The sequence below is a fragment of the Roseateles noduli genome (genome assembly GCF_050626985.1).
GTDB lineage: Bacteria > Pseudomonadota > Gammaproteobacteria > Burkholderiales > Burkholderiaceae_C > Roseateles > Roseateles noduli_A.
Genome location: NZ_CP192463.1, coordinates 5,989,213 through 6,006,468 on the forward strand (window position 1 = coordinate 5,989,213; position 17,256 = coordinate 6,006,468).

General features: G+C 69.2%; 14 protein-coding genes. 9 read left to right on the forward strand and 5 right to left on the reverse strand.

The genetic code is table 11. The annotated features are described in order from the left end of the window. The first annotated feature begins 154 nt into the window (after positions 1-154). The 7 genes from ACQ4L4_RS26115 to ACQ4L4_RS26145 all read left to right on the forward strand — a co-directional run bounded on the left by ACQ4L4_RS26115 (position 155) and on the right by ACQ4L4_RS26145 (position 8,672). Positions 155-1,333: an isovaleryl-CoA dehydrogenase gene (locus ACQ4L4_RS26115; RefSeq protein WP_431101694.1), complete on the forward strand. Its 1,179-nt coding sequence runs from the start codon at positions 155-157 to the stop codon at positions 1,331-1,333. Positions 1,334-1,389: 56 nt separating this feature from the next. Continuing rightward, on the forward strand, positions 1,390-2,064 hold the full coding sequence (can, locus tag ACQ4L4_RS26120) for a carbonate dehydratase (RefSeq protein ID WP_377157639.1): 675 nt from the start codon (positions 1,390-1,392) through the stop codon (positions 2,062-2,064). Positions 2,065-2,121: 57 nt separating this feature from the next. Further along, positions 2,122-3,957, forward strand: coding sequence for a bifunctional isocitrate dehydrogenase kinase/phosphatase (aceK, locus tag ACQ4L4_RS26125; protein ID WP_431101695.1), 1,836 nt, complete (start codon positions 2,122-2,124; stop codon positions 3,955-3,957). Between the two features lie 67 nt (positions 3,958-4,024). Beyond that, a complete protein-coding gene (locus tag ACQ4L4_RS26130) occupies positions 4,025-5,203 on the forward strand; it encodes an acetyl-CoA C-acyltransferase (RefSeq protein ID WP_431101696.1) in 1,179 nt (392 codons plus the stop codon). 10 nt (positions 5,204-5,213) lie between these two features. Then, positions 5,214-5,882: an SDR family oxidoreductase gene (locus ACQ4L4_RS26135; RefSeq protein ID WP_431101697.1), complete on the forward strand. Its 669-nt coding sequence runs from the start codon at positions 5,214-5,216 to the stop codon at positions 5,880-5,882. A 212-nt stretch (positions 5,883-6,094) separates the two neighbouring features. Next, a complete protein-coding gene (locus tag ACQ4L4_RS26140) occupies positions 6,095-7,516 on the forward strand; it encodes a hypothetical protein (protein WP_431101698.1) in 1,422 nt (473 codons plus the stop codon). Between the two features lie 13 nt (positions 7,517-7,529). After that, positions 7,530-8,672 (forward strand): acyl-CoA dehydrogenase family protein, encoded by a 1,143-nt coding sequence (locus ACQ4L4_RS26145; protein WP_431101699.1) that lies wholly within the window; start codon positions 7,530-7,532, stop codon positions 8,670-8,672. A 61-nt stretch (positions 8,673-8,733) separates the two neighbouring features. On the opposite strand, the gene ACQ4L4_RS26150 is transcribed toward ACQ4L4_RS26145, so the two are convergent. After that, on the reverse strand, positions 8,734-9,483 hold the full coding sequence (locus ACQ4L4_RS26150) for a carbonic anhydrase (RefSeq protein WP_431101700.1): 750 nt from the start codon (positions 9,481-9,483) through the stop codon (positions 8,734-8,736). A 300-nt stretch (positions 9,484-9,783) separates the two neighbouring features. Between ACQ4L4_RS26150 and ACQ4L4_RS26155 the strand changes: the two genes are divergently transcribed. Together ACQ4L4_RS26155 and ACQ4L4_RS26160 are read left to right on the forward strand one after the other, a co-directional pair. Further along, the gene (locus ACQ4L4_RS26155; RefSeq protein WP_431101701.1) at positions 9,784-11,469 is read left to right on the forward strand and encodes a hypothetical protein; all 1,686 of its coding nucleotides are present in this window, start codon (positions 9,784-9,786) and stop codon (positions 11,467-11,469) included. 73 nt (positions 11,470-11,542) lie between these two features. Continuing rightward, positions 11,543-13,633 carry an alpha/beta hydrolase family protein gene (locus ACQ4L4_RS26160; RefSeq protein WP_431101702.1) on the forward strand — a complete coding sequence of 697 codons (2,091 nt, stop codon included), beginning with the start codon at positions 11,543-11,545 and terminating at the stop codon, positions 13,631-13,633. 26 nt (positions 13,634-13,659) lie between these two features. Here ACQ4L4_RS26160 and ACQ4L4_RS26165 read toward each other — a convergent pair whose 3' ends face one another. The 4 genes from ACQ4L4_RS26165 to ACQ4L4_RS26180 form a co-directional block, all read right to left on the reverse strand. Continuing rightward, positions 13,660-14,364 carry a hypothetical protein gene (locus tag ACQ4L4_RS26165; protein ID WP_431101703.1) on the reverse strand — a complete coding sequence of 235 codons (705 nt, stop codon included), beginning with the start codon at positions 14,362-14,364 and terminating at the stop codon, positions 13,660-13,662. A 182-nt stretch (positions 14,365-14,546) separates the two neighbouring features. Beyond that, positions 14,547-15,473, reverse strand: a complete 927-nt coding sequence (locus ACQ4L4_RS26170) for a ZIP family metal transporter (protein ID WP_431101704.1) — start codon at positions 15,471-15,473, stop codon at positions 14,547-14,549. After that, on the reverse strand, positions 15,460-16,860 hold the full coding sequence (locus tag ACQ4L4_RS26175; RefSeq protein ID WP_431101706.1) for a class II fumarate hydratase: 1,401 nt from the start codon (positions 16,858-16,860) through the stop codon (positions 15,460-15,462). Before ACQ4L4_RS26175 ends, ACQ4L4_RS26170 begins: the two co-directional genes overlap by 14 nt. A gap of 19 nt (positions 16,861-16,879) precedes the next feature. Next, positions 16,880-17,194 (reverse strand): hypothetical protein, encoded by a 315-nt coding sequence (locus tag ACQ4L4_RS26180; protein ID WP_431101708.1) that lies wholly within the window; start codon positions 17,192-17,194, stop codon positions 16,880-16,882. Between the last annotated feature and the right edge of the window lie 62 nt (positions 17,195-17,256).

Here is a 17,256-nt window from a genome sequence, read left to right on the forward strand (position 1 = left end):
GCGGCGGTGGCAGTACTGAAACCCTCTTAAGCGTTTATGCGATATCCGAAGCGGTACGGACCTGCCCTACAATTGACGTTTACGTAAACGTAAGACGAACAGCCCAGCGGGCGCCCGGAGAGGCGTCCGCGGAGGCGGTCGAGGAGACAAACCCATGAGCCTGCCCGGTCTGAATTTCCATCTCGGCGAGGACATCGACGCCCTGCGCGACGCCGTGCGCGAGTTCGCCCAAGCCGAGATCGCCCCTCGCGCCGCGGAGATCGATCGCAGCGACCAGTTCCCGATGGACCTGTGGCGCAAGATGGGCGACGTCGGCGTCCTGGGCATCACCGTGCCCGAGGCATACGGCGGCGCCGCGATGGGCTACCTGGCCCACATGGTGGCGATGGAGGAGATCAGCCGCGCCAGCGCCTCGGTCGGCCTGAGCTACGGCGCGCACAGCAACCTGTGCGTCAACCAGATCAAGCGCAACGGCACCGAGGCCCAGAAGCAGAAGTACCTGCCCAAGCTGATCTCCGGCGAACACGTCGGCGCGCTGGCGATGAGCGAACCCGGCGCCGGCTCCGACGTCGTGTCGATGAAGCTCCGCGCGGAGGACAAGGGCGGCTACTACGTCCTCAACGGCAACAAGATGTGGATCACCAACGGTCCCGACGCGGACACGCTGGTCGTCTATGCCAAGACCGAGCCGGAACTCGGCGCCCGAGGCATGACCGCCTTCCTGATCGAGAAGGGCATGAAGGGCTTCTCGATCGCGCAGAAGCTCGACAAGCTCGGCATGCGCGGCAGCCACACCGGCGAGCTGGTGTTCCAGGACGTCGAGGTGCCGGCCGAGAACGTGCTGGGCCAGGTCGGCGGCGGCACCAAGGTGCTGATGTCGGGCCTGGACTACGAGCGCGCCGTGCTGGCCGCCGGTCCGATCGGCATCATGCAGGCGGTGATGGACAACGTCGTCCCCTACATCCACGACCGCAAGCAGTTCGGCCAGTCGATCGGCGAGTTCCAGCTGATCCAGGGCAAGGTCGCCGACATGTACACCGTGCTGCAGGCCGCCCGCGCGTTCTGCTACACCGTGGGCAAGAACCTGGATGCGCTCGATGGCGCGCATGTCCGCCAGGTGCGCAAGGACTGTGCGTCCGTCATCCTCTGGTGCGCCGAGAAGGCCACCTGGATGGCCGGCGAAGGCATCCAGATCTTCGGCGGCAACGGCTACATCAACGAGTACCCGCTGGGCCGCCTCTGGCGTGACGCGAAGCTCTACGAAATCGGCGCGGGCACGTCGGAAATCCGCCGGATGCTCATCGGCCGCGAGCTCTTCGCCGAAACGATGTGAGGCCTTCGCGGTTGCGACAGGCGCGTGTCGGTCCGTAACCGCGACAATCCACGTCCATGAGCACGAACGAACTTCAAGACCTGCTGGACAACAACAAGCGCTGGGCCACCGCGACTGAGGAACAGTCGCCCGGCTTCTTCTCGCGCTTGCTGAAGCAGCAGACGCCGCAATACCTGTGGATCGGCTGCGCGGACAGCCGGGTCCCGGCCAATGAGCTGGTGGACCTGCTGCCGGGCGAGCTCTTCGTCCACCGCAACGTCGCGAACGTCGTGGTCCATTCGGACCTGAACTGCCTGTCGGTCATGCAGTTCGCCGTGGACCAGCTGAAGGTCCAGCACATCATCATCGTGGGCCACAGCAACTGCGGCGGCGTGCGCGCCGCGCTGGAAGACCTGCGCGTCGGCCTGGTGGACAACTGGCTGCGTCACGTCCAGGACGTGCGCAACCACCACCAGGAATGGCTGGACCAGGTGGCCGCCGACCAGCGCGCCAATGCGCTGTGCGAGCTCAATGTGCTGGAACAGGCCCGCAACGCCTGCCAGACCACCGTGGTCCAGGACGCCTGGGCGCGCGGGCAGTCGGTCGCCGTGCACGGCTGGGTCTACGGCCTGCACAACGGACTGCTGAAGGACCTGAGCATCACCGTCGGGAAGGCCGAGGACGTCGGTCCCGCCTACCGCAGCGCCCTCGAGGCGCTGCACCGCCGCTACGAGGCGGCCATGGGCCGCTGAGCCCGGACGGCCTCCGCGCGGATACCAACGGACACGACCGGGACGGAGCAAGACGCCATGTTCCCCCACGAGCTCAACGATCCGCGCGCGTTCGAGATCGCCCAGGCGATGCTCGCGGGCTTCGACAAGCACTACCGCCTGTTCCGCGCCGCGTCCGCGACCGCCAAGCAGCGCTTCGAGCAGGCCGACTGGCACGGCCAGCAGCGCGCGCAGCGCGAGCGCATCGAGTTCTACGACCTGCGCGTCGACGAGGCCGTCATCGAGCTGGAACAGCGCTTCCGCACCAGCGAGCTGCCCAGCGAGGTCTGGCAGCAGGTCAAGCTGCACTACATCGGCCTGCTGACCAAGCACCTGCGGCCGGAGCTCGCCGAGACCTTCTTCAACTCGGTCACGACGCGCATCCTCCACCACAGCTACTTCCACAACGAGTTCATCTTCGTCCGGCCGGCGATCTCCACCGAGTTCATCGAGAACGAGGAACCGGCCGCGCAGCCGACCTACCGCTGCTACTACCCCTCGCAGGACACGCTGCGCGACACCTTCATGCGCATCGTCTTCAACTTCCAGCTGGCGCTGGAGTTCGAGGACCTCGGCCGCGACATCGACCTGGTGCTGAAGGCCGCCGGCCAGGAGCTCGGTGCCTTCCGCTGGCGGACCAACTTCCAGGTGCAGGTGCTGTCCTCGCTGTTCTTCCGCAACAAGGGCGCGTACATCGTCGGCAAGATCATCAACGGCTTCACCGAGACGCCGTTCGCGCTGCCCCTCCTGCACAAGGAATCGGCCGACGGCACGTCCGATCCCTCGGGCGAGCGTCGGCTCTACATCGACGCCGCGCTGTTCGGCGAGGACGAGCTGCAGATGCTGTTCAGCTTCGCGCGGGCCTATTTCCTCGTCGACATGGAAGTGCCCAGCGCCTATGTGCAGTTCCTGCGCTCGCTGATGCCGCGCAAGCCGCGCTCGGAGATCTACGCGACGCTCGGTTTGCAGAAGCAGGGCAAGAACCTCTTCTACCGGGACTTCCTCAACCATCTGCGCCACAGCAGCGACAAGTTCCGCATCGCGCCCGGCATCAAGGGCATGGTGATGCTGGTCTTCGACCTGCCGTCGTATCCGTTCGTCTTCAAGGTCATCAAGGACTTCTACCCGCCGCAGAAGGACACGACGCGCGAGCAGATCCAGTCCAAGTACCTGCTGGTGAAGCAGCACGACCGCGTCGGGCGCATGGCCGACACGCTGGAGTACACGCGCGTCGCCTTCCCGCGCAACCGCTTCGAGGACGAGCTGGTCGCCGAGCTGAAGCACTTCTGCCCCTCGCTGCTGGAGGAGACCGGCGACGACCTGGTCATCAAGCACCTCTACATCGAGCGCCGCATGGTGCCGCTCAACATCTACCTGCAGGAGGCGTCGCCGGCGCAGCTGGCGCACGCGGTGGTCGAGTACGGCAACGCGATCAAGGACCTGGTGGCGGCCAACATCTTCCCCGGCGACATGCTGTGGAAGAACTTCGGCGTGACGCGCCACGGCAAGGTCGTGTTCTACGACTACGACGAGATCGAATACCTGACCGACTGCAACTTCCGCAAGGTGCCCGAGGCCCGCAACGAGGAGGACGAAATGTCGGGCGAGGTCTGGTACACGGTGAACAAGCACGACGTGTTCCCGGAGACCTTCGGGCCGTTCCTGCTCGGCCATCCGGGCGTGCGCGACGTCTTCATGGCGCACCACGCCGACCTGCTCGATCCCGCGTTCTGGCAGACCCACAAGGAACGCATCCTGGCGGGGCACGTCGAGGACGTGTTCCCGTACGACCCGCACAAGCGCTTCCACGTCCGCGACGTCGCCCCGGCCCTGAGGGTGCCGGAGTCGCAGGACCGCGAGCTTCCGATCCACTGATCACCGACCGCGCCGCTCGCCTCCATCGTTGCCGGCGCATTCCCTGATTTCTTTGAAGGAGACCCCCATGTCCGATTCCATCGTCATCGTTTCCGCCGCCCGCACGCCGATCGGCGGCCTGCTGGGCGACTTCGCCGGCCTGGCCGCGTGGGAGCTGGGCGCCGTCGCCATCAAGGCGGCCGTCGAGCGCGCCGGCATCCCGACCGATTCGATCGAGGAAGCCTTCCTCGGCAACTGCCTGATGGCCGGCCAGGGCCAGGCCCCGGCGCGCCAGGCCGTGCTGAAGGCGGGCCTGCCGCAATCGGTCGGCGCGGTGACGCTGTCCAAGATGTGCGGCGCCGGCATGCGCGCGACGATGTTCGCGCACGACACGCTGAAGGCCGAAAGCGCCGACATCCTGATCGCCGGCGGCATGGAGTCCATGACCAATGCGCCGCACCTGATGTTCGCGCGCAAGGGCGTGAAGTACGGCGCCGCGCAGATGTACGACCACATGGCGCTGGACGGCCTGGAAGACGCGTACGAGCGCGGCAAGGCCATGGGCGTCTTCGCCGAGCAGTGCGTCGACAAGTACGCCTTCACGCGCGAGGCGCAGGACCAGTTCGCCATCGCGTCGACGGAGCGTTCCAAGCGCGCCAACGAGGACGGCAGCTTCGCGTGGGAGATCGCGCCGGTGACGATCGCCGGCAAGGGCGGCGACACGGTGATCTCGCGCGACGAGCAGCCCTTCAAGGCCAAGCTCGACAAGATCCCGACGCTGAAGCCGGCGTTCAAGAAGGACGGCTCGATCACGGCCGCGACCTCGTCGTCGATCTCCGACGGCGCCGCCGCGATGGTGCTGATGCGCGAGTCGACCGCCAACAAGCTGGGCGTGAAGCCGGTGGCACGCATCGTCGGCACCGCGGTGCACGCGAACGCGCCGGAGTGGTTCACGACCGCGCCGGTCGGCGCGATCCAGAAGCTGCTGGCCAAGAACCGGTGGGACGCGAAGAGCGTCGACCTGTGGGAAGTCAACGAGGCCTTCGCCGCGGTGACGATGGCCGCGATGGCCGAGTTCAAGCTGCCGCACGAGATCGTCAACGTCAACGGCGGCGCCGTGGCGCTGGGTCACCCGATCGGCGCGTCGGGCGCCCGCATCCTCGTCACGCTGCTGGGCGCGCTGAAGCACCGCGGCCTGAAGCGCGGCGTCGCGGCGCTGTGCATCGGCGGCGGTGAAGCGACCGCCGTCGGCGTCGAGCTGATCTGAGGACGACCGGATGACGCAAGTCCTCATCATCGGCGCCTCGCGGGGCATCGGCCTCGAGCTCGTGAAGCAGCACCGCGAGCGCGGCGACACCGTCGTCGCGACGGCGCGAGACGACGCCAGCCTCGAGAAGCTGAAGGCGCTGGGTGCCACGGCGATCAAGCTCGAGGTGTCCGACGTGGTCAGCATCGCCGGCCTGGCCTGGCAGCTCGACGGCTACCAGTTCAACCGCGTCATGTACGTGGCCGGCCTCTACGGCCCGAAGACGATCGGCCTGCAGCCGCCGAGCCAGGCGGACTTCGACGCCGTCATGCACACCAACGTGCTGGGCCCGATGCGTGTGCTGCCGCAGCTGCTGGACGCGCTGGCGCCGGACGCGCGCATCGGCATCCTGTCCTCGCGGATGGGATCGCTGACGCTGCGCGCGAACTCGGCGGGCTGGGTCTACCGCGCGTCGAAGGCGGCGGTGAACTCGGTGATGAAGGACGTCGCGCTGACGCTCGACGGCCGCGCGATCTGCGTCAGCCTGCACCCGGGCTGGGTCAAGACCGACATGGGCGGGCAGGAGGCCGACATCGACGTCGCCACCAGCGCGTCCAGCCTGCGCGGCGTGCTCGACGGACTGAAGCCGGGCGACAACGGCGCGTTCTTCAACTACGACGGCAGCCCGCTGCCCTGGTAGCTTTCCTTCGGAAGGCCGAGCGCGGCCCATCACAGGGCATGAGGGCTCCCTCCAGGACCCTCAAGCCCTGTTCCGGGCCCACCGATACTCGCTGACGGCATCGAGGCGTCCTCCCATTCTTTCCCCCTCTCCCGCTGGCGGGGGAGGGCAGGGGCGAGGGCTGCGGTCGTCCGATACTCGCTGACCACAGATCAAGACTCAGGGAGAGAACGATGAAGCGGTGGGCTCGCGTGACGCTGAAGATCCTGGGCGGCTGCCTGCTGGGCGTGGTCACGCTCGCGGCGGCCTGGGCGGCATTCAACAACCGGCTGGTCGACGACGCGCCGCGTCCGGTGCCGGAGGCGCTGCGCGTGCCGCCGCCGACATTGCCGCCGGAACGCAATGCGGTCTTTGCGCTGCTGGGACTGGCCGAGGCGGGAGACGATCCGCACGCGGCAGGTCTGCGGCGATGGGCGGCGCTGGATGCCGGCCTGATCGCTTCCCTGCCGGCTTCGCCGCGCACCTGGCCGGCGAGCGACGCCCGCCACGCGGCCAGCCAAACCTGGCATTGCGACGCGCAGACGACCGATTGCGTCGCCGTCTGGACGCGCGAGGCCGATGCCCTGCGCGCGCTGACCGAGGCGCATGCCGACATCGGCCGTCGCTGCGAAGCCGTCGCCCGCCCGGGCATGGCGTTCGATGAGCCGCTGATCACCCCGTCCGACAAGCTGAAGACGGCCGGCGATCTCTACCTCCGGCGCGCGACGCTCCTGCCCTGGCAGACGACGGTGAACTGCCTGCGCTGGCTGCAGGTGCGATCGGCGCTCGCGGCCCAGTCGGGCGATCGGAAGGCCATGCTGGCCTTCGTCCAGCAGGCGGACGCGCTGACGGGGGCCCTGCTCGACGGTACCAACACCTTGATCGGCGCCAACGTGGCGGGTGCGATGGCGCGACGCCATTGGCGTGTCGTGACCGATCTGGCCACCCGTTATCCGATGGCTGCGCCCGAACTTCGCGCACTGCTGCGCCCGATGTCGACGCGGGCGGCGGATGCGTCCCGCTGGATCCGGACCGAGTCGAACTTCGGTCGGGAAGCCGTGCGCGAATACGCCTGCATGGATCTTGGCGCCGATGTCTCGCCGATGTCCTCTGACAGCCCCTTCCACTGCGAGCCGCGCTTGTGGGCCATGCCCAACGCCACGCAGCACCTCCTGGACGAGTATTGGTTGCAAGCCCAGGCCAAGTCCGGCGGCGGCGCCTTGAACATGCTCGATTGGCAGCCGGACCCGGCGTCGACCTGGGTGTTCGGCTTCCCCTGGCGCAACTCGATCGGAGGAACGCTGGTCGCGGTCGCCGCGCCCGCTTTTCCGACCTACGTGCGCAGGCAGGCGTCCCTGTTGCTGCTGAACGAAGCCGCCCGCCTCGCGCTGGCGGCCGGTGAGGTGGCGCCCGCGAAGCGCACCGCGTGGTTGTCCGAACAGCCCATGGACGCCCGCCTCCGCGAGCGTCTCACCGTCGACGGCGACCACGTCGTCGCGCGCCTGTGGGCGCCCGTGGCCAGCCAGGACACGCTCCGCTACCGCATTCACGCCGGCGCCACGAGCGCCGCCACCGTCACGGGATCCAACCCGGATCCCTCTCCGTCCAAGAGCTGACCAAGAGCTGACCATGCTACTTTCCGAAGACCATCGCGCCGTGCAGGACGCCGTCCGCGCCTACGTGCAAGACCAGATCGCGCCGAAGGCGGCCGCGTGGGACAAGTCCCACCAGTTCCCCGCCGAGGAGCTCAAGGGCCTGGCCGCGCTGGGCTGCTACGGCGTGGCCGTGCCGACCGAGTACGACGGCGCGGGCCTGGACTATCTGGCGCTGGCGATCATCCTGGAGGAGATCGGCGCCGGCGACGGCGCGACCTCCACCGTGGTGAGCGTCAACAACTGCCCGGTGTGCAGCATCCTGATGGCCTTCGGCAACGAGGACCAGAAGCAGCGCTTCCTCAAGCCGCTGGCGCGCGGCGACATGCTGGGCGCGTTCTGCCTGACCGAGCCGCATGTGGGCTCCGAGGCCGGCGGCCTGAAGACGACCGCCACCCGCGTCAATGACGTGGACGGCGACGCCTACATCCTCAACGGCGTCAAGCAGTTCATCACCAGCGGCAAGAACGGCGATGTCGCCATCGTCATGGCGGTGACCGACAAGGCCGCGGGGAAGAAGGGCATCTCGGCCTTCCTCGTTCCCACGAACACGCCCGGCTACATCGTGGCGCGCATCGAGGACAAGATGGGCCAGCACGCCAGCGACACGGCGCAGATCCTGTTCGAGAACTGCCGCGTGCCCGCCGCCAACCGGATCGGCGAGGAAGGGCAGGGGCTGAAGATCGCGCTGTCGGGGCTCGAAGGCGGCCGCATCGGCATCGCGTCGCAGTCGGTGGGCATGGCGCGCGCGGCCTTTGAGGCGGCACTGCGCTACAGCAAGGAGCGCGTCGCCTTCGGCGTGCCGATCTTCGAGCACCAGGCCATGCAGCACAAGCTCGCCGACATGGCCACGCAGATCGAGGCCGCGCGCCAGCTGATCTGGCACGCCGCCGCGCTGAAGGACGCCGGCCTGCCTTGCCTGAAGGAGGCCGCGATGGCCAAGCTCTTCGCCAGCGAGATGGCGGAACGCGTCTGCTCCGCCGCGATCCAGGTCCACGGCGGCTATGGCTACGTCAGCGATTTCCCGGTCGAGCGGATCTACCGCGACGTCCGCGTGACGCAGATCTACGAAGGCACGTCCGAGGTGCAGAAGATCCTGATCGGACGCGCGCTCGGCTGAGCCGGCCGGCGAGCCGGCCCGCGCTCGCGCCTTCGTCGTGCGTGGGGCGCCGCGCGCCGGCTCACTCGCTTTCCTGGACCACCCGCGCGTTCAGCGCCTGCACCGGCCGCGCATTCCGGCCGACCAACTGACGGAACGCGGCGATCTGGCGCGACGACAGCGTCACCGGTTCCTTCAGCACCATCCAGTGCACCCCCTCCGAGCAGGGCGGCGTGGTCAGCGAGCCGGCGAAATCGTAGTAACCCAGCGACTTCGGCAGCAGGGCGCCCAGGTCCAGCGACAGCTCATCCACGGTGATCTTCTCGCCCACGCGCGGCAGGTGCTGGAACACCGAGTCCCACGCCGCATTCGAACGACCCGCGCGGATCAGCACCGCCACCACGCCGAGTTCGCCCGCCGCGTTCCTGTGCACGAAGTGCGCCACCATCGGCAGCGACTTGCCCTGGATGTGCTCCTCGCTGGGCGTGTGGAAATGGAACTGCAGCAGCTCGTAGCTCTGCCCGCCAACCTCCAGCGTGTTGCCGGCCGGCAGGGTCACCTGCACCGTGTGACCGTTGTTCCAGATCGTCGGCGCGGCGTTGCCGTAATGGAAGGCGAGGGCGGGCAGCGCCGCCTTCACCGTCTTGACGATGTTGATCGGACTCTGTTCATGGCCCGAGGCGCAGGCGGCGAACGACGGATCGATCTCGCCCCAATGCGTGGCGCCCTTGTCGCCGGTGTATTCCCAGTGCGACGCCGCGGCAGCGGGCAAGGTGGACGACAGGAGACCGGCAGACAGGGCGGCGAGCAGGAGGCGGGTGTGTAGGGACATGAGGACTCTCGGGGCAGGGCTGGCACGGCAGCATTCAGTGGGAAAGCCGCCAGCGTAGCGTTCGGCCTGTGAGCAAAACGTTATGAAAGCGTTGAATGTGGCGGCTTGCCTGCGAACGCTTGTTCATATCGCCGAACTTCTCTGAAGGGTCGGTTCCCCCGCGAGGCCTTGGCGTTTTCCCGATCCCCCTTCGGACTGGCTTGCCTGGGAACGACGGGGGACGTAGATTCCGGCGCGCTGGCGACAAGACCTGACCCTCGACGAGGGCATCGGGCGCCGCCTTCGATCAGGGAGAGATTCATGTTGTCGACGATGCGGCGGCGCCTGCCCGCCATGGGACACCTGTGCGCGCCAATCGTGGCGCTGATGGTCTCGGTGATGCTGTCCGGCTGCGGCGGGGCGGTCGAGAAGGCGATCGGGAACCTGCTGGACGAGACCAAGGTCCCGTATTCGCTCAGCCAGAACACGGCCGATTGCAAACCCGCGGAGCCGGGCGCCTCGTGCCCGGACGTCAAGATCTATGCCTCCAAGCGGCATGACGGGCTCAACACCGTCCGTCCGCTCTGGAACGAGGTGCCGGACAACAACGCGACGCTCCGTGTCGTGGACCATGTGTACCGCGACGTGCTGCCCAGCGGCGACGTGCAGCTCAGCGTCGGTTTCGTGACGCAGCTGCAGCCGGGCGTCTACACCGGCACGATCGAGATCAACGTCGTGCTCTTCGAGATCCTCACCAACTACGTGCCGAACAAGGTGCGTTACCGGCTGGAGATCGGCACCGGCGGCGCCCCCACGCTGACGACGCTGCCGGCGGCGATTCCGGGCCAGTCGGATTGGGCCGGCTACGGCGGGACGTCGGCCCGCACGGGCTACGCGCCGCTGACGCTCGATCCGGCGAAGTTCAGCGCGCGCTGGGCGCGGTGGTTGTACGGCGGGACGATCCCGGGCGAGGCGCTGGGCCTGGGACAGGGCCGCATTGCGGTGCCCATGCTGCGGGCCGACGGCGCGGCCACGACGAATGCGTCCGTGATCGGCCTGCAGGACGGCAAGGACCTGTGGACGGCGACGCTGCCGATGGCGCCGACGCAGGCGATGGTCGCGGGCGACCGGCTGTTCTGGAGCACGCGGCGCAGCCGGGTGATGATGACGTCGACCACCAGCGGCGACCTCCTGGGCGACCACACCAGCCAGGCCTACGCCACGATCGATCCGGGCTGGACCGTGTCGGGCGATCGCCTGCTGCTGCCGGTCGATCCCGAGGTCAACCACGTGACCGCGTTCAACACGGCGGACCTGAGCCAGGTCTGGCGCACGGTGCTCTCCGACCGGGTGGCCAACGTCAACTACATCGGATGGGGACCGACGGTCGACCCGACGGCGGGCCTCGTGTACATCAATGCGGGCGGCATGTACCGCGTGCTCCGGCTGAGCGACGGCGGCATCCTCGCCGAGCAGCCGGTCCCCACGCGCGAAGACCAGAAGTTCACCCAGCTCGCCACCTTCCAGGCGCCGGTGCTGCCGGACGACGGCGTCAGCGCCGTGCTGCTGAGCCATCGCGAGATGACACCGGGCGAGGTCGTCGACAACCACTTGACCGTGGTCGACCGCGCCACCGGCGCGCAGCGCTGGGATGTCGCCGGCCAGTTCATGGATCACCCGGTGACGGCACACGGCATCGTCTATGCGTCCAACCAGCAGACGAAGGCGGTGGAGGCCCGCCAACTGAGCGACGGCGCCCTGCTGTGGTCCTGGCCGATGGAATCGACGGACGGCTACTGGCAGCGCCAGATGGTGCTGACCGACAGCCATCTGTTCGTGTCCACCGACAAGCAGACGCTGGCGCTGGACCTCGCGACGCGTCAGGTGGCCTGGCGCACGCCGAACGGGGGCTGGCTCGGCCTGACCCGCGAGGGGGTGCTGGTGTTGCTGGCGCAGCCCGCCAGCGCGCAGCCGCTGACGACCTTGAAGACCTTCAACCTGCGCTGAGCGCCTTGTAAACTCGCGCCCGCCGGGGGCGCGCGTCGCGCCTCCCTCCGCGTTGGGAGGCGCGGTGCTCATGATGTCCAGGAAGATTGCGGCCCGCCTGCGAGCGGGCCTTCGCGTGGCCGCCCTGCTGACGCTGACGGTGGCGTGCTCATCGACGGTCATGGCGGTCATGGCCGCCGGGGAGCCGGCGCCGAGCAGCGCCGCGGCGTCCGCAGCGGTCGTGGCGGCACCGCCGCGCCTGCCGCTGGAAGCCTTCGGCGTGCCGATGCTGTCGGGACTCTCGCTGTCGCCGGACGGCCGGCAGGTGGTGGCCTTGATCAACCACGGCGACGGCACCGCGCTGACGCGGATCGAGGTGGCCGGCGGCGCGTCCAAGGTGCTGGCCGCCACCGACAACAAGACCTTCCGCTTCAACTGGGCCCGCTGGGTCGGCCAGGACCACGTGCTGGCCAGCGTGCGCTTTGCCGCGCAGCGCGACCTCGTCGAGACGACGGAGTCGCGGCTGGTGTCGATCCGCACGGACGGCTCCAAGGTCTTCAACCTGACCAAGGCCGAGCCCCAGTCGGGCAGCATGACCGGCGCGGTGAAGACCTCGCAGTTCCAGGATCGCGTGATCGACTGGATGCCCGCCGACGGGAAACACGTGCTGCTGGAAATGCCGCCGCCGGGGACGCTGTCGGCGGCGGTCTTCCAGGTGGATGTCGCCACGGGTGCGCGCACGCTGGTGCAGGGCCCCGAGCGCGACGTGAGGACGTGGATCGCGGACGCGCGGCACCGGGTGCGCGTGGGCATCCGCGAGGATGCCGGCCGCTACGAGATCATCGCGCGCGCGCCGTCCGGCGGGGACTGGCGCACGCTGTGGCGCTTCACGCGGGACGAGCCGGCCGTGTGGCCGCTCGGCTTCGGCCTCGATGAGCAGGAGCTCTTCGTGCTGGCCGAGCACCAGGGCCGGGACGCGGTCTTCGCGGTCCGGCTGGACCAGCCGGACCTGCCGCGCCGGCTGCTGCTGTCGGACGCGAAGTACGACATCGTCGGCCAGCTGATCCATTCGCCCAGGACCGGCGAGGCCCTGGGCCTGCGCAACGCCGGCAACGACGACGGCGACGTCTCCCGGGCGGAGCTCTGGTCGGACGAGTGGCGCAAGCAGGTGCAGGCGATCGATCTGGCGCTGCCGAAGCGCGTCAACCGGCTGCTGGAGATCAGCGCCGACGAGCAGCGCTACCTGCTCTACAGCAGCGGCAACGGCATGCCGGGGCAGTACTACCTCGGCGACCGCGGCACCGGGCGGCTGTCGCTGCTCGGCGAGACCTATCCGGACCTGCCGGAGGAAGCGCTCGCCGGCAAGCGCGCGGCGCACATCCGGGCGCGCGACGGGCTGGAGATGGACGCCTTCCTGACCCTGCCCAAGGGCCACGCCGGCGGACCGCTGCCGCTGATCCTGATGCCGCACGGCGGTCCGCAGGGGCGCGACGACGTCGACTTCGACACCTGGACCGAGTTCCTGGCCAACCGGCGCTACGCGGTGCTGCAGGTCAATTTCCGCGGCTCGGACGGGCAGGGGCGCGCATTCGCGATGGCCGGCCTGCGCCGCTGGGGACTGGAGATGCAGGACGACCTGACCGACGCCGTCGAGTGGGCGGTGGAACAGGGCGTGGCCGACCCGGCGCGGGTCTGCATCGTGGGCGGCAGCTACGGCGGTTACGCGGCGCTGATGGGACTGGTGAAGACGCCGTCGCTGTATCGCTGCGGCGTGAGCTTCGCGGGCGTCGCGGACCTGCAGGACCTGATCGCCTACGAGTCGCGTTATGCGGGCGGACAGCAGGCGGTGGAACGGCAGATCGGCCGCTACTGGGGGGACCGCGCGCAGTTGCGGGCCACGTCGCCCGCGCTGCAGGCCGATCGCATCCAGGCGCCGGTGCTGCTGGTCCACGGCACGGACGACCGGGTGGTGCCGGTGGCGCAGAGCGAGGACATGGCCAAGGCGCTGCGCCGCGCCGGGAAGAGGGTCCGCTACATCGAGCAGGATGGCGGCGATCACTCCCTGAGCCGCAACAGCCATCGCCTCGAGTTCTTCAAGGCGCTGGAGGCGTTCCTGGAGGAGAACCTGAAGCCGGGCAAGGCGCCTGGGAATGCGTCAGGTTCCGAAGCGGCGACCTCACGCTGACGATCACGGCCCGCAGGGGCCGTCGATCACTCGTCGCTGTCGAGCGCCTGCGCCCAGAGCGGCGCGGCCGCCTCGAACATCGACGGCGCGCTTCCCAGCGCCTTCGCATCACGGGCGAGCTTGAGCCACGCGAGCGTGTCGTGGTGGCTGCCCGGCAGCAGGTCGCGGCTGCGTTCCTGCATCAGCCAGGCATGCAGCGCGGCGTACTGGTCGGGATGACGCTGCGCGGTCCAGCCCAGTGCGACGAGGTCGCCGTAACCTTCCTCGCGGCGCACGGATTTCATCGACAGGTAGGCGCGTTGCAGGTCCGGGCTCAGGCCTTCGGGCACCGGTGTGGCCGAGAAGCCCACCGGCAGGTTGAACCACGCGCCATCCAGGTAGCGGCGGCAATGGCCGAGTTCATGCGCCGCCATCAGTTCGAGCGCGCTGTCCTCCAGGCCCGCCGGCAGGCGCTGCGTCGTCGCTTCGCCCTCGGGGTTGCCGCGCAGGCTGAGCACCAGCTTGCAGCGGCCATCCTTGAAGCCCAGTGCGAGCGGCGCCGCCTCCGGCGCGTCCTGCGGCTGCACGACGATGTCGACCGGCATGCCCGAGGTCTTCGCGTGCTGCAGGACCGGCGACATGCCCGCGATCCAGCGCTGTTCCAGCGGCGTCAGGCCGGCGGCGTGCGCGGTCGTCGAAACGACGGGGAGGGCGGCGGCGAGCGCGGCAAGCGCGGCGAAAAACTTCTTCATCACGGCTCGGGTCCTGCAGGCAAGAAAGCAGAACACCGATGGTGAAGGGACGTGCCGGGCTTGTGGGCGCCCGGTTCCGTGCGCGAGCCGGGGCCGCGTGAAAGGCTGCCGCTTGAACGCGGCGAGTTGTAAACCAGGCGGGAGGGGCGCGTGACGGATGCCGGACGCCAGGCGCCGGACGCTCAGCCCAGCGCCGTGTCCAGCACCATCATCAGCGCGAAGCCGAGCATCAGCCCCTGCGTCGCCCAGCGCTCGTGGCCCTTGCGGTGCGACTCGGGAATGATCTCGTGGCTGATGACGAAGAGCATCGCGCCCGCCGCGAAGCCCAGTCCCCAGGGCAGCAACAGCGGCCACCCGGAGACGACCCAGGCGCCCAGCACCGCGCCGACCGGTTCGACCAGCCCCGACGCCGCGCCCAGCAGCAGCGCCTTGCGCCGCGAGTAACCCACCGTCATCAGCGCCACCGCGATGACGAAGCCCTCCGGCAGGTCCTGGATCGCGATGGCCAGGCTCAGGCTGGCCGCCGCGACCGGATCGTTGGCCGCGAAGGCCACGCCGATCGCGAGGCCCTCCGGCAGGTTGTGCAGCGTGACCGCGATCACGAACAGCGTCGTGCGCCGAAGCCGCGTCGGGTCCATGCCCTCGCGGCCCTTGATGAAGTGCTCGTGCGGCAGCCAGCGGTCCAGCGCCATCAACGCCCACGCACCCAGCAGCACCGCCAGTGCGACCTGCGTGGCGGCGCTGGTCGGCGTCGAATGGGCGCGCGCGGCCTCGAGGCCGGGAATGATCAGGGAGAAGGAACAGGCCGCCAGCATCACGCCGGCGCCGAATCCCATCAGGGCGTCCTGCCCGCGCGCGGACAGGCTGCGCGTGCCCAGCGCGGGCAGCGTGCCGAAGGCCGTCGCCGCGGCGGCCAGCAGGCCCGCCTGCAGCGCCATCGTGATCACCGAGCCGTGGCCGATGCCGCCGCCCGGTCTGATCCAGGTCCAGCCCTGCTGCAGCAGCAGGACCGCGCCGATCAGCAGGATCGCGAAGCCGAAGCCCTGGCGCAGCCGATGCCGGCGCGCCAGCGCGCGGTCGTCGCGGGGGATCGCGTCAGAGTCCGCCATCGGTCAGCTTCGCGGGATCCAGCATTTGCTGGAGCGTGGCGCGGTCGAAGTCGGTCATCTCCTCGGCGACGTCGAGGATGGGCCGCTTCTCCGCATACGCGCGCTTGGCGATCGCGGCGGCCTTCAGGTAGCCGATCTCGCGGTTCAGCGCGGTGACCAGGATCGGGTTGCGCGCCAGCGCGTGCTGCAGCCCGTCGGTGTTGACCTTGAAGTCGCGGATCGCCTGCTCCGCCAGCGCCTTGGTGGCGGCGGACAGCAGCGCCAGGCTGTCCAGCAGGTTGGTCGCGATCAGCGGCAGCATCACGTTGAGCTGGAAGTTGCCCGACTGGCCCGCGATCGTGATCGCCGCGTCATGGCCGATGACCTGCGCGCAGACCATCGTCACCGCTTCCGGGATCACCGGATTGACCTTGCCCGGCATGATCGACGAGCCCGGCTGCAGCGCGTGCAGCTCGATCTCCGCCAGGCCGGCGAGCGGGCCGGAGTTCATCCAGCGCAGGTCGTTGGCGATCTTCATCAGCGAGACCGCCAGGCCCTTCAGCGCGCCCGACAGCGCCACCGCCGTGTCCTGCGCCGACAGCGCGGCGAAGAAGTCCGGCGCGGGGCGGAAGCTCAGGCCGGTCAGCGTGGACAGCTCCTCTGCGAAGCGCCGCGCGAAGTCCGGATGCGCGTTGATGCCCGTGCCCACGGCGGTGCCGCCCTGCGCGAGCTCGCACACCGACGGCAGCAGCGCGCGCAGCTGCGCGCGGCGCGCCTCGATCTGCGCGCACCAGCCGCCGAGCTCCTGACCCAGGCGCAGCGGCATCGCGTCCATCAGGTGGGTGCGGCCGGTCTTGACGTGATGGCCGACGCTCTGGATCTTCTCCTGCAGCGTCTGCACCAGCAGGTCCAGCGCCGGCAGCAGCTCGCCCTGCAGCGCCTGCGCGGCGCTGATGTGCAGCACCGTCGGGATCGAGTCGTTGCTGCTCTGGCCCGCGTTGACGTGGTCGTTCGGATTGACCGTCACCGGATTCGCCGCGCCGCTGCCGATCAGGCGCGTGGCGACCGTGGCGATGACCTCGTTGGCGTTCATGTTCGAGCTGGTGCCCGACCCGGTCTGGAAGATCTCCACCGGGAAGTGGCTCATCAGCGCCGGGTCCTGCAGCAGCTGCGTCGCGGCGCGGTCGATCGCCTGGCCGATGTCGGCCGGCACCTGCTCGAGCGCGATGTTGGCGCGCGCCGCGGCCGCCTTCTGCAGCACCAGTGCGCGCACGAAGCGCTCGGGCATGGGCTGGCGGCTGATGGGGAAGTTCTCGATCGCGCGCTGCGTCTGCGCGCCGTACAGCGCGTCGACGGGCACGGCGACTTCGCCCATGGAATCGCGTTCGATGCGGGTGGCCTTGCTCATGGGGATTCTTCTTTCCTGGTCATTCCTGAAGGGGGCTGCGGCTCAGGCGCCAATGGAAGCGCTGCAGGCGCGCGACGAGGGCGGCGTCGCCCTGGGCGTCGGCCAACCGGTGCAACGCCGCGAGCGGACGGTTGAGCTGATCCAGGCAGGCACATCGCCAATGCCAGGGTAGCAGCGAGTTGTGAGCGGCGCCGTACAGCAGCCGGAGGGCCTGTTCGTGAGCGGGGATCGGCGCGAGGACGCCGGCGTCGACCAGCTGTTCCAGCGCCAGCTGATGCTGCCGCAGCAGGGCCGGCTCGTCGGGGGCGAGGCCGCAGGTGATCTTCAGCGCCATCCAGCGCAGGCACTCCACACCCGGATGATCCGCGGCGGCGCATCCCCCGTCGACCGCCATCG